The sequence below is a fragment of the Alteromonas sp. ABV2_168 genome (genome assembly GCF_056161165.1).
In genome coordinates, this window is the sequence record NZ_JBSWYQ010000001.1 from 167,614 (window position 1) to 179,838 (window position 12,225).

General features: G+C 49.6%; 12 protein-coding genes. 7 read left to right on the plus strand and 5 right to left on the minus strand.

What is annotated here, in order from left to right:
• Positions 1–3 precede the first annotated feature (3 nt).
• On the minus strand, positions 4–210 hold the full coding sequence (locus ACXAH4_RS00815) for a YheV family putative zinc ribbon protein (RefSeq protein WP_119503119.1): 207 nt from the start codon (positions 208–210) through the stop codon (positions 4–6).
• A gap of 125 nt (positions 211–335) precedes the next feature.
• Between ACXAH4_RS00815 and ACXAH4_RS00820 the strand changes: the two genes are divergently transcribed.
• The 4 genes from ACXAH4_RS00820 to ACXAH4_RS00835 are packed head-to-tail and all read left to right on the plus strand — an operon-like array spanning position 336 to position 3,979.
• Positions 336–2,243, plus strand: coding sequence for an ATP-binding cassette domain-containing protein (locus ACXAH4_RS00820; protein WP_474880320.1), 1,908 nt, complete (start codon positions 336–338; stop codon positions 2,241–2,243).
• Positions 2,227–2,715: a TIGR02444 family protein gene (locus ACXAH4_RS00825; RefSeq protein WP_474848618.1), complete on the plus strand. Its 489-nt coding sequence runs from the start codon at positions 2,227–2,229 to the stop codon at positions 2,713–2,715. The genes ACXAH4_RS00820 and ACXAH4_RS00825 overlap by 17 nt, the downstream gene beginning before the upstream one ends.
• 3 nt (positions 2,716–2,718) lie before the next feature.
• Positions 2,719–3,738 (plus strand): hydrolase, encoded by a 1,020-nt coding sequence (locus ACXAH4_RS00830; RefSeq protein ID WP_474880322.1) that lies wholly within the window; start codon positions 2,719–2,721, stop codon positions 3,736–3,738.
• 7 nt (positions 3,739–3,745) lie between these two features.
• Complete coding sequence (locus tag ACXAH4_RS00835; protein ID WP_303572428.1) at positions 3,746–3,979, plus strand: YheU family protein; 234 nt, start codon at positions 3,746–3,748, stop codon at positions 3,977–3,979.
• A gap of 178 nt (positions 3,980–4,157) precedes the next feature.
• Here ACXAH4_RS00835 and ACXAH4_RS00840 read toward each other — a convergent pair whose 3' ends face one another.
• Positions 4,158–4,700, minus strand: a complete 543-nt coding sequence (locus tag ACXAH4_RS00840) for an outer membrane beta-barrel protein (protein WP_119503113.1) — start codon at positions 4,698–4,700, stop codon at positions 4,158–4,160.
• A gap of 436 nt (positions 4,701–5,136) precedes the next feature.
• Between ACXAH4_RS00840 and ACXAH4_RS00845 the strand changes: the two genes are divergently transcribed.
• The 3 genes from ACXAH4_RS00845 (at position 5,137) to ACXAH4_RS00855 (ending at position 10,160) form a co-directional block, all read left to right on the plus strand.
• Entirely contained in the window at positions 5,137–6,783 is a 1,647-nt protein-coding gene (locus tag ACXAH4_RS00845) for an OpgD/OpgG family glucan biosynthesis protein (protein WP_474880323.1), read from the plus strand.
• On the plus strand, positions 6,770–8,776 hold the full coding sequence (gene mdoH, locus ACXAH4_RS00850; RefSeq protein WP_474880324.1) for a glucans biosynthesis glucosyltransferase MdoH: 2,007 nt from the start codon (positions 6,770–6,772) through the stop codon (positions 8,774–8,776). The genes ACXAH4_RS00845 and mdoH overlap by 14 nt, the downstream gene beginning before the upstream one ends.
• A 160-nt stretch (positions 8,777–8,936) precedes the next feature.
• On the plus strand, positions 8,937–10,160 hold the full coding sequence (locus ACXAH4_RS00855; RefSeq protein ID WP_474842135.1) for an NHL repeat-containing protein: 1,224 nt from the start codon (positions 8,937–8,939) through the stop codon (positions 10,158–10,160).
• A 62-nt stretch (positions 10,161–10,222) separates the two neighbouring features.
• Here the strand turns inward: ACXAH4_RS00855 and ACXAH4_RS00860 are convergent, their stop codons facing one another.
• The 3 genes from ACXAH4_RS00860 to nudE are packed head-to-tail and all read right to left on the minus strand — an operon-like array spanning position 10,223 to position 12,193.
• Complete coding sequence (locus ACXAH4_RS00860; protein ID WP_474842133.1) at positions 10,223–10,792, minus strand: YceI family protein; 570 nt, start codon at positions 10,790–10,792, stop codon at positions 10,223–10,225.
• On the minus strand, positions 10,789–11,625 hold the full coding sequence (gene cysQ / locus ACXAH4_RS00865; RefSeq protein ID WP_303572421.1) for a 3'(2'),5'-bisphosphate nucleotidase CysQ: 837 nt from the start codon (positions 11,623–11,625) through the stop codon (positions 10,789–10,791). The genes ACXAH4_RS00860 and cysQ overlap by 4 nt, the downstream gene beginning before the upstream one ends.
• Before the next feature lie 4 nt (positions 11,626–11,629).
• Positions 11,630–12,193, minus strand: coding sequence for an ADP compounds hydrolase NudE (gene nudE, locus ACXAH4_RS00870; RefSeq protein ID WP_119503108.1), 564 nt, complete (start codon positions 12,191–12,193; stop codon positions 11,630–11,632).
• Between the last annotated feature and the right edge of the window lie 32 nt (positions 12,194–12,225).

The window sequence follows — 12,225 nt, forward strand, 5'->3', positions numbered from 1 at the left end:
AAATCAGTGTGGCTTAAATACACCAATCACATTTTCATCCGATCGGGTTTTTGCTTCTACTTTGTCGTCGGTTTGCGATTGCGAATATCCGCACTTAACGCATTCCAGTTTTTCCACATTGTTCTCAAAAAACAACATGATGGAATCCAATGCCTGACACTTGGGACAGGTTGCGCCGGCGATAAAACGTTTTCTTTTGCGTTCAGCCATGATTACTCCGCAGGTTACAACAATTTCTTCTTGCTGGATTATGGCGACTAATGAGTGAAATACAAGCCATCGCCGGGGGAGTTTGCTATCATACGCCGCTTAAATAACAGGACAACTGCGCAGGCATGATCACCTTATCTGACGTTACATTGATGCGTGGTAGCAAAGTGCTACTTGAAAACGCCAGTACACAAATATTCCCCGGACACAAAACCGCTCTGATCGGCAGCAATGGCTGTGGTAAGTCGAGTTTGTTCGCTTTACTTCGCGGAGAATTACAGGTTGATGCCGGCGATTGTCAGGTACCTGCACACTGGCGTATCGTCAGCGTGGCACAGGAAACACCGGCCACCGATCGCTGTGCGATTGATTACGTGATTGACGGTGACAAATTACTGCGCGGATTACAGGCTAAACTGGCTGAAGCCGAAGCGAAGCAGGATGGCGAAGCTATGGGACAGCTGCATGGTCAGCTGGAACATGCAGGCGCTTACGATGTAGAGGCGCGGGCGGCTACCATTCTGGCTGGTCTGGGCTTCTCAACCGCTCAGCTGTCAGCACCGGTGACTGATTTTTCAGGTGGATGGCGCATGCGGCTCAATCTGGCGCAGGCACTGCTTTGTCCTTCTGATCTGCTGTTGCTGGACGAACCGACCAACCACCTCGATTTAGATGCAGTCATCTGGTTAGAAAAATGGCTGCAACGCTATTCAGGAACGCTGATTCTTATCTCTCACGATAAGGCATTTATTGATAACACTGTGGCGCAAATCGTCAGTGTCGAACAGCAACAACTTATTGCCTACACAGGCAATTACTCTTCCTACGAAAAGCAGCGCGCAGAACGACTCCGCTTACAGAATATCGAATTCCAGAAACAGCAGGATAAAATCGCTCATCTTGAGTCTTTCATTACCCGCTTCAAAGCCAAAGCCAGTAAAGCTAAACAGGCGCAAAGCCGTATCAAGCAGCTCGAGCGCATGGAGCAGATTTTACCGGCCCATGCTGCCAGCGCCTTTAATTTCGAATTTGCAGAGCCAACCGGTCTGCCGAACCCGCTTATTCAGATGCGGGACATACAACTGGGTTATGGCGATAAGGTTATTCTTAACAACGTCAAACTGAATCTGGTACCGGGCAGCCGCATCGGTTTGCTGGGGCGCAATGGTCAGGGTAAGTCGACACTGATCAAACTGCTCGCTTGTGTGCACGACCCTATGCAGGGCACGTTTACTACGGCCAAAGGGCTTAACGTGGGCTATTTTGCCCAGCATCAGCTGGAAACGCTGGATCCCAAAGCCTCTGCTATTTTGCATCTTCAGCGGTTAGATAAGCAGGCTACCGAACAACAGTTACGGGATTACCTGGGAGGCTTCGGTTTTCATGGTGACCAGGCCCTTGAACCTGTTGCACCCATGTCCGGCGGTGAGAAAGCACGACTGGTACTGGCGCTGATCGTTTACCAGAAGCCCAACTTATTGTTACTCGATGAGCCGACCAACCACCTCGACCTGGAAATGCGTCATGCACTGAACATGGCCTTGCAGGGATTCGAAGGTGCGATGGTACTGGTATCACACGATCGCTTCCTGCTGACCTCTGTTTGTGAAGACTTTTATCTGGTCGACAGCGGTCAGGTTGAGCCTTTTAATGGTGATTTGGAAGATTACCGTAGCTGGATTTTATCCCAACAAAATGAAGAGAAAACGGCAAAGCAGCAAACCGATAAACCGAAGGTGGATCGCAAAGCGGAAAAACGTCGTGAAGCTGAGTTTCGTCAGTCAGTCGCACCGCTGAAAAAAGCGATTGAGAAGCATGAAAAAGCCATGGAAGCCACGTCAGCCAAACTCTCTGACGTGGAAACGTCGTTAAGCGATACCACGTTATACGAAGAGCAAAACAAGGTCAGGCTGATGGCACTGCTTGATGAACAGACAACGTTGAAACAGGCGATGGAAGAGCATGAAATGGCATGGCTCGACGCCCAGGAAGCAATGGAGGCGGCAAAAGCTACTTATGAATCTGAATACTGACACCTTCTGGCAATACAGTTTAGATGTTTACGGACGTGATAATGTCGCTGCCACAGCGATTGCGTTGCAGGATGACTTCGGCATAAACGTGAATATGTTGCTGCTGTTATGCTGGTGTATGGATAACGGCGGTATTGTTACATTAAACCAGTGGCAGGTGCTGCATGCGGCTATTGCTGAAACTGAGAGTTTACTTGTGGCTCACCGTGAAAAACGCCGTGCAGCAAGGCAGACCAGTCCGTTTAATGAAAAAGCCTATGACGCCCTGAAGCGGGAAGAACTGGATCTCGAAATGCAGCAGCAGGAAGCACTTACTACCATGTACAACCGGCTGTCTATAGAATATGTGCCGGTTCAGGGAGTGAACGGCAGCATTGCCAGTTTCGTGAATTTATTTAAGTTGCGCCAGCAACCTCAGGCGGTTAAATACCTTACGTCAGTGATTCAGTCTCTGCACAGCACCGCGAAGTAATTCATGCATACACCTGAACATGGTCATGGCGTTGTTCGCCGCAGTCATTTCGAACCGTTATGGTGGGCCCGTAACCGTCATATTCAAACTATCTGGCCGCGATTTTTTCAGAAACGCAGACCGGTTTCTTACACCTGGCAGCGTATAAACACGCCCGACGACGACTTTCTTGATCTCGCCTGGGGACCAGAACCACAAGATATGCAGGGCATGGTTGTGATGTTTCATGGACTTGAAGGCAGTATCCGTTCTCACTATGCCAACGACATGATGGCCGCGCTCAGCGAACAGGGCTGGCAGGTGGTTATGATGCACTTCAGGAGTTGCAGTGGTGAAGTCAACTGCCAGCCCCGCGCTTATCACTCCGGCGAAACAGAAGACCCGGCGTTCTTTTTAGACTGGCTGGACAAGCGTTTCCCCGACGTGCCGAAAGTCGCCATCGGCTTTTCGCTGGGCGGCAACATGTTACTTAAATTGCTGGGTGAAAACCCCGGTCAGAAATGGCTGCAGGCCGCCATGGCTGTGTCGGCGCCGGTAAAGCTGGATGCGTGCAGTGACAGCATTGGCGAGGGTTTTTCGAAGGTTTATCAGAACTACCTGTTAAAGAGTATGAAGGCCACGCTGATAAGTAAAATGCGTAAGCTGGACTACAAAGATTTGTTATCGCTGACGGTTGAGCAGGCAGGCAAGTTGTCGTCGTTCCGGGAGTTCGATGAAAAAGTGACGGCACCCTTACACGGCTTTAAGGATGCGCAGGATTACTACGAGAAATGCAGTGCGTATCCTTTCCTGAGTGCCATTCATTGTCCCACGTTAATTGTCCACAGTCTGGACGATCCTTTTATGAGTCCGTCGATTGTGCCGGATGCTACTGCACTGTCCCGCAATGTAACCCTTGAACTCAGTGAGTTTGGTGGTCATGTAGGCTTTATGCAAGGCGGCTTTCTGCGACCGGTGGTCTGGCTGCAGCAGCGTGCCGTAGACTATTTTTCTGAGTTTCTGCCAGTCCGGCCAGCAAAGTGAGGCAAGCATGATTATCCCCATTGACGCATTAGAGAAAGACACGCTGCGTAACATTGTCGAATCCTTTGTACTTCGTGAAGGTACTGATTACGGCGAAGTTGAAGCGAGCTTTGAAGACAAAGTGGAACAGGTACTGGCAGCACTGAAGCAGGGTGACGTTGTGCTGGTTTATTCAGAGCTCCACGACTCGGTAAATATCCGCGAAAAAGGTGATTACCGGGAAAGTGAAGAAGACGCCTGAAGCTGTCCGTCCTCACGCATCTTTCAGACTCGCAAACAGGGTTGTAAATCTCGCCGGTGAGTTGCGCTGATGCTGCCAAATCCAGTCATTCGCGTACCTGAACGATCTGGACATTTCCTACAGCACATAATAAAAAAGGACGTGAATACACGTCCTTCCGGTCAAACTGCGTTCATACTCAGAACGTATAACGGGCGTTCAGTTGCGTAATGTCCAAATCATCAATTTTTTCATAGCTTGCACCCACAGCCCAGCGGGGTGAGAAGTAGTAATTGGCACCGACTTTTACCGTGACATCACCGTCATCGATATCGTAGTAACCCAGTTCACCCTGCAGCTCTACCTGTTCAGTTACCATGGATCTCACGCCGGCATTCAGGGAATAACCGCTGTCTTCGTTGTTTTCCACCTCTGCACGTTCATAGTTGAGACCGAAATAGGCATCGGTGAAACTGTTCAGAGGCAGCCGGTAACCAGCACCCAATGTCAGTAAGTCCAAATCGGTACCACTTTCATCCAGCATGCTGTAATCGCCGGTAACATAAATATTGTTTTCCAGTAAATATGTGGCACCCAGGTCAAGTCCGTCAAAATCTGCCCGGCCAATTTCGGCATTTGTATACCCGCCCTCAGCGAAGCGCCAGTTCGGTGATGCAGCCATTGCCGCAGAAGATAGTGTGGTGGCAGCAACAAAAGCGGTAAAAGTTTTAGTGAAGCGCATAGAAAACTCCTTAAATATGCAAAAAGAAAATCCACTGTCAGTGGCCTGTTCAGCAATCTTTTTGCCAATCCGGTCATCGTTGGCGCTATTTTCTACTTGTATAATTCCGTAAGGCTATGTTTTATATGTCAATATTAATTGCCGGGAGGCTGGTGTTTTAACGTGAGGTTAGGAGGGATCGTCTAAGTCTGAAGCATGGTGTTCAATGTTCATACTACCTTAGTGTCTGTCTGAGCAGACAGGTTCCCCTGTTTTACCCGGTGGTCTGTAATACTTGCTGTGCACTCTCTACACACTTTTACGGACGGATTCGGTAAGGTTATGAAAAATATCGTAAATATGTGATCCGAACGACATGGATCACCTTTTGCACTCATCCGGTCAATAAGAAACGGAATATTCCCGTTAGGAAAATTTGAACCGGAGTCAGTCAACCATGCTGCCGCAATTACAGTTAGCGAATAACACGGAAATTACGACACCATCTTTTACTTCATTCGTCGCATCATTTTGCGCTTTTTTCTCAATCAGTCCCGCGGTAATGCGCGCCTTTGTATATTGCATTTGTGTGGGCTTCAGTACATTAAGCCTGGCGGATGAAACGGCTACCGGAAACCTGCCTGAAGGCAAACCTATATTGAATCGCGTTATTGAATCGGCGCAAAAAAATGCTACACGTGATTATGTGGTTAATGATCACAATCTGGCAGACGAATTGAAAAACATCGGTTACGAAACCTATCGTCAAATTCGCTTTAACCCTGAGAAATCCTTGTGGCACGGTGAGCATGATTATGAAATGCAATTTTTTCACCCGGGCTTTCTCTATCAGCAACCTGTCACAGTGGTCACCATTGCTCCGGACAACAGTGAACATACCGTACCCTTTGACAGCAATAATTTTATCTATGAAAAGAATGCAGAGCCGCTGGCCGGTCTGACCGATGCAAAATCCGGCTATGCCGGATTTCGTTTGCATTACCCTATTAAAAACAAAGAATACAAAGACGAATTCGCCGTTTTTCTCGGCGCTTCGTATTTTCGTTTAGTAGGCAAAAATCAGGTTTATGGCATTTCAGCCCGCGGCCTTGCCATCGATACGGCGATGCCGGATGGTGAGGAATTTCCCCACTTTACCAAGTTCTGGGTGGTTGAGCCCCGTGAAGGCCAGCCCATTAAAATTTATGCCCGTTTAGAAAGCCCGTCTGTTGCGGGTGCTTACAGTTTTGAAATCATGCCGGGTAAAGATACCACCATGCAGGTAAAAAGCTGGATATTTGCCCGGGAGAATGTGGGTAAGCTTGGCGTCGCACCATTCACCAGCATGTTCCTTTACGGCGAAAACTCGCAAATCCGCCGCGATGACTATCGCCCTGAAGTGCATGACAGTGACGGGGTGATGATGCTCAACAATAGCGGGGAAATTATCTGGCGTCCTCTGACTAACCCGACCAAATTACAAATCACTTCGCTGAGCGATGTGGCTCCCAAAGGCTTTGGTGTGCTGCAGCGGGATACAGACTTTGCTAATTATCTCGATGCCGAGGCGAACTATCATCTGCGCCCGAGCTTGTGGGTAACCCCGAAAAAAGGGTTCGGCAAAGGTAAGCTGGAAATCGTGGAAATTCCTACTGACTCAGAAGTGAACGACAATATCGTGGCTTACTGGGTGCCTGAGAAGCCGTTCAATGCCGGTGAAAACCGCTACTTTGAATATGAATTGAAGACTGTTGAAAAGCAGCCTATGCCTTATGGTCTGGCGACAGTGGAAAGAACCCGTCAGGGGCTCAGTCAACTGCCCGGCTTTGAAACAACGGAAGAGCGAAATGTGCGCCGGTTTGTTGTTGATTTCACTTTACCGGAAGGCATGAAGCTGAATCCTGATGAGGTAGATCTGATTTTAGACGCCACTAACGGCAAGGTCGAGCAGGCCAGAGTGTATAAGGTAGATGGTGATAAAAGCGTTCGCGTGACATTTCTGGTCATTCCTGACGGCGAAGCGGTTGTCGATATGCGCATGTTTTTAAATCAGAACGAAACGCAAATGAGCGAAATTTGGAGCTATGTGTATGAGCCACAATGATCCCGGGGAAAGCACCGTGGCACCGGACAACATAGCCACGAAAGATAAAATTTTAAAAGTAAACGGCCGCCGGTGGCGGCTGGTGCTGATGGGGCTGTTGACCATAGTGTCTACGGCCCTTGCCGGTTACAGCCTGTTTGAAATTTTCAGGCCCAACCGGTTTACGCCGCTGGAAATGATACAGCTGGCACTGAGCATGGTGCTGTTCATCTGGCTGACCTGGTCATTCTGGACCTCTGTTATCGGCTTTCTGCTGAAGCTTTTTCATATCGACCCGTTATCACTTCGCCGGGAATTGAAGGCCTCTGATGAGCAGGCGCCCGTCACCCAACGCCACGCTATCGTCATGCCGGTGTACAACGAGGATACTGACCGCATTATCGTCGGGTTCGAAGCCTGCGTTGAAGCCATTCTTGATACCCCGTACGCTGACAAATACGATTTTTATATGTTGAGCGATACCCAGGATAAGGCGAAAGCCGAAGCAGAGCTTAAAGCCTGGCAGCGTCTTATTTCCCGTCTTGGCGAACAAAGCCAGCAGATTTTTTATCGACGCCGCGAGGATAACTGGGGCCGCAAGGTAGGTAACATCACCGATTTTTGCGAGCGCTGGGGCAATCAGTACGAATCAATGTTGGTGCTGGATGCGGACAGTGTCATGTCTGCACATCGCGTGCTGGATATGACCCGCCGCATTGAAGCTAATCCTGAAGCGGCAATGATTCAGACTATTCCCATGCCTGTCCGTCAGGACACTTTTTTCGGGCGTTTTGTGCAGTTTGCGGCGCACCTTTACAGCCCGATGCTGGCTACCGGCTTGTCGTTCTGGCAGACAGACAGCGCAAATTATTGGGGTCATAATGCCATCATCCGTGTGCAACCTTTTATGCAGCACTGTGGCTTACCCACCCTAAAAGGCCGGGCACCGTTTGGCGGCGATGTACTGAGTCACGATTTTGTGGAAGCGGCACTATTGCGCCGGGCCGGCTGGGAGTGTTATCTCATCACCGACACTGACGGCTCATACGAAGAAGTTCCGGGTAACATGGTAGATTACGCTATCCGCGACCGTCGCTGGGTGCAGGGGAATATTCAGCACTTAGGATTGTTAAGCACAAAGGGGCTTAAAGCTACAAACCGGTTGCACTTTGCTTTCGGTGCCTTTGCTTACATGTCGTCGCTGCTGTTGTTTATGATGCTCATGGCGGGGACTGCCGATGCGCTGGTTAAAGCGCTTATCGACCCGGTTTATTTTACATCTGCCCACCAGTTATTCCCCGAATGGCAAATTGTCCACGAGGGGTTAATGATAGCCACGCTTTACGGCACCATTGCCTTGCTGTTCATGCCGAAAATGCTGGGCGTTATTCTGGCGCTTATACAGCGCAGAAAAGATTTTGGTGGTGCTTTCAGGCTCATGTCCGGTGCGCTTATCGAGCTGTTTATGGCCGTACTTATCGCACCTATGATGATGTTCTTCCACAGTTACTTCGTGATCAGTGTATTCATTGGTCACCAGGTAAAGTGGGAAGCGCAAACCCGTGAAGGACGTATGGTGCCATGGAAAGTCGCTATTTCTAAAGCCGCAACAATGACCACTTTGGGGTTAATCTGGGCCGGTGTGACTTTCTACTTCACGCCTTCGCTGTTCCTGTGGTTGCTGCCGGTATTAACCGGTATGGTGTTCGCAGCGCCCATTATCCGTTTAACCAGCAGCTTGTCGTTTGGCAAAACCTGCCGGAGGTTGGGGATCTTTGTGATTCAGGAAGAGATAAACGAAGCTCCGGTACTGGTGGAAGTGCGTGAGCACATGGCGACTATTTCAGCAGAAGAAATTGCAGGTTTTCCTGCATTGCAACCGGTTTTACCCGACGAAACCCATCAGACCATGTTCGTGCAGGATCTCAAAGCCCCTCCTTTACCAAAACGCTTAACAGACGGCCAGATTGCGGAATTTGCTCAAAGCCGGCCGAAGGCGAAACACGCAGCCTGATATCCTTTCTGACGGGGGTTACTGCCTGGTAACCCTTCCGTCATCAAATACAGTAAACTCATAAAATAGCAGAAGAAACCGGCTACTCGTCGAATTCTTGTACACAATAGCAGACTGAACCCTTAGGCTAAAAATTCGTCAACCTCGGGGGAGTGTGCTTATGAGAGCTGTTTCAATTTCATCACCTGCAAAGCTGCGTCCTGCAGCTATGCTATGGGCCATCAGTGGCGCGTGGCTGAGTGTTCAGGCTCAGCCGTTACAAAGCGAAAGTACGACGACAATTCCCGTTGTCAGTCACTCAAATAATGTTTCTCCCGGTTATGCCATTCCTCAATTTGCAGTGGATCCCGCATGGCCTGCATTACCGGAAACCTGGTTAACGGGCCAGGTGCCGGGGCTGGCTGTGGATAAACATGATAATACCGTTTGGGTATTGCACCGCCCGGCATCTATTCCAAATCTGTCACTGGGTCTGACAAATGGTTCTGCCAGTTGTTGTGAGCCGGCACCTTTCGTCATGCAGTTTTCTGTTGAAGGTAAGTTACTTAATTCATGGGGAGGGCCGGAAGGCGACCGTCCATGGCCTGAGAATGTGCATGGTTTATATGTCGATGCTGAGGGCAAAGTGTGGATAGGCGGCAATGGGAAAAGCGATCATCAAATTTTCAGCTATACCCGCGACGGTGAATTTGTAAAGGCGTTCGGGGAAGCAGGAAAAACGGATGGTAATACGTCTGAACACTATCTTGGCAACCCGGCAGACATTGTGGTTGATGGCACGGATGTGATGATTGCTGATGGTTATATTAACAAGCGTGTAGTCAGGCTAGGTAAACAGGATCTGGACTTTGTACAGGCCTGGGGGGCATGGGGTAACGCGCCCGGCGGCGGTACCCGTGAAGGAAGTTTTGATACTTCTCAGGCAGCATCCGGAAACGGAGATTTGTCCACGGGGGCTAAGCATTTTGGTGATATTGTCCACTGTGTTGATAAATCTCAGGATGGCAGAATTTATGTGTGCGACCGGCGAAACAACCGCCTTCAGATCTTCAGAAAAAATGAAGAAGGACAGGTTCTGTTCGAAAAAAATCTGGAAATTGCCGCTGAAACGGGCGGTCTGGGCACCGCCACAGATGTCGCTTTCTCTCCCGACAATAAGTATCTCTACGTGGCAGATATGATGAACGGGCGTATCTGGATCCTCTGGCACGACACCTACGAGGTATTGGGAAGTATTGGCAGAAACGGTCGTTATGCCGGTGAGTTTACCTGGTTACACAGCATTGAGACGGATAAGGACGGCAATCTGTACACGTCTGAAGTGTCTACCGGACAGCGGGTTCAGAAGTTCGTTCTGACAGGGCTCAGTAAGCCAGATGCGTAAATAATGGTAACGGACAAAGCGTGTTGCCGGCTTTGTCCGTTATAAATGGCAAAAAGAGAATGTTACTCTTCAAACGTGACCGAGAATGTCACCGGGACAGCCAGTGTGATGCTGCTTAACTTGGCGACATCCTGAAGTGCCTGAATGCCGCCTTCCAGTTTAAAAGAAGAAGCGTTAATCACAGTCGGGGCTGTTGTGGATACCGTTAACTTGTCATTCGCCAGCTTGCTGACAATCACCTGAAAGGTAGCGGGCGCTTTTACGCCGTGTAAATCCAGTTCACCGGTTACAGAGCCAGTCTTGCTGCTACCTTTTTTCAGCTTCATCAGTTCAGCAGGAACATCTGCAGTGAAGGTGGCATTAGCAAAGTTCGGGGTATCAAACAGCATTTCCTGCATGCGGGTATCACGCAATTCAATGCTGGTGTTCACACTGGTTAGCGGAACGGTAACAGATAACTTACCACCATCGCTGAGCGTGCCGGATAATTCATCGAAGCTGTGAACTTCCGTTATCTGGGCATTCTTGGTAGACAAAAAATGCAGGCTGGACGTATCGCTGTCTAAAGTCCATGCCGCTGAGGCCGGTAAAGCAATACACGCCGATAATGCCAGTAACGTTCGTTTCATCATTCCTTCGCTCCTTTTTCATATTGGACAATGTCCTGCCAGGGGACCCGTTGATCACCAAGCACCACAAAGTCCGGGTTTTCCAGCGTATGACGCTGGTTATAAGTCAGTGGCTCAAAATTCGCTGCCAGGATGCTACCACCGGCTTCCGACACGATGCATTGCGATGCACCTGTATCCCATTCGCCGGTAATGCCTATACGCATGAATACATCAGCTTTACCTTCGGCAATAAAGCATGATTTCAACGAGCAGCTACCCAGAGGTAACGTTTGATAAACCCGTTTTGCACACATGCGGGAAAACACTTTGTCCCGTGACTGACGGCGGCTGATGGCAATCATCACCACACTCTCATGGGGATCATCCAGCTTCCTGACGTGGATCTGTTTGTGCTCATCCGGACTTTCCTTGAATGCGCCGGCATCTTTACTGGCGTAATAAAGCGACTGTCCGGGAGGCCAGAATATGACACCTATAGTAGGTTCATTGTTCTCGATAAGGGCAATATTCACGGCGAAGTCACCGCTTCGGGCGATAAACTCCTGCGTGCCGTCAATGGGATCGATAAGCCAGTAACGCTCCCATGTTTCGCGCTCAGCGAGGCTGGCGTGTTTGTTTTCTTCAGACAGGATCGGAATGTCAGGGGTAGCTTCAATCAGGCGCTTGTTGATGATGTCGTTGGCGAGGTAGTCGGCACTGGTTACCGGTGACTCATCATCTTTGGTGTAGGCGTCGAAATCGCCTTTGTCGTAAACTTTAAGTACCGCTTCGCCGGCTTCAACAGCAATACGTTTGGCTATCTCCAGTAAGGAGGCGCGGGTGTCGTCTGGCATAATGTTATTGCTCCTTTAACCACTTCTGAGCTAAGAACAAGGCGGCGACGCAGCGGGCTTCTTTGAAATCTTCCCGGCCGAGAAGTTCATCTGCCTGGCTGAGAGGCCAGTTGACCACCTCCAGCGGCTCCGGTTCATCACCTTCAAGTGTTTGCGGATATAAATCCCTGGCGAGAACAATGGTCATTTCTGCATTGAAAAATGTGGGGGCCATGCTGACGGTATGAATTACGTTCAGGTCGCGGGCGGCGTAACCTGCTTCTTCCTGGAGCTCACGGTTTGCTGCCTCAACGGGCGTTTCACCCGGATCAATCAAACCCTTCGGAAAACCAAGCTCGTAGGTATGCGTGCCCGCCGCATATTCGCGGATAAGCACCATAGTATTGTCATCTAACATCGGCACAATCATTACAGCGCCACGGCCGCTACCAGCCATGCGCTCGAACTGACGTTCGGCACCGTTTGAGAAAGTAAGATCCAGCCTTTCGACTTTAAATAAACGACTGCGGGCAACAATTTCCCGGTGTTTGATTTGCGGCAATGTTTTGGCGGGATCGATTTTACTCATGTTTATCCGTTACAACTTTCGTTATGATGACA

Coding starts and splice junctions, on each gene's coding strand:
- ACXAH4_RS00820 (WP_474880320.1), top strand. CDS start 336: ATGATCACCTTATCTGACGTTACATTGATGCGTGGTAGCAAAGTGCTA.
- mdoH (WP_474880324.1), top strand. CDS start 6,770: ATGAGCCACAATGATCCCGGGGAAAGCACCGTGGCACCGGACAACATA.
- ACXAH4_RS00855 (WP_474842135.1), top strand. CDS start 8,937: ATGAGAGCTGTTTCAATTTCATCACCTGCAAAGCTGCGTCCTGCAGCT.
- ACXAH4_RS00845 (WP_474880323.1), top strand. CDS start 5,137: ATGCTGCCGCAATTACAGTTAGCGAATAACACGGAAATTACGACACCA.
- ACXAH4_RS00835 (WP_303572428.1), top strand. CDS start 3,746: ATGATTATCCCCATTGACGCATTAGAGAAAGACACGCTGCGTAACATT.
- ACXAH4_RS00860 (WP_474842133.1), bottom strand. CDS start 10,792: ATGATGAAACGAACGTTACTGGCATTATCGGCGTGTATTGCTTTACCG.
- ACXAH4_RS00840 (WP_119503113.1), bottom strand. CDS start 4,700: ATGCGCTTCACTAAAACTTTTACCGCTTTTGTTGCTGCCACCACACTA.
- ACXAH4_RS00830 (WP_474880322.1), top strand. CDS start 2,719: ATGCATACACCTGAACATGGTCATGGCGTTGTTCGCCGCAGTCATTTC.
- ACXAH4_RS00825 (WP_474848618.1), top strand. CDS start 2,227: ATGAATCTGAATACTGACACCTTCTGGCAATACAGTTTAGATGTTTAC.
- ACXAH4_RS00815 (WP_119503119.1), bottom strand. CDS start 210: ATGGCTGAACGCAAAAGAAAACGTTTTATCGCCGGCGCAACCTGTCCC.
- nudE (WP_119503108.1), bottom strand. CDS start 12,193: ATGAGTAAAATCGATCCCGCCAAAACATTGCCGCAAATCAAACACCGG.
- cysQ (WP_303572421.1), bottom strand. CDS start 11,625: ATGCCAGACGACACCCGCGCCTCCTTACTGGAGATAGCCAAACGTATT.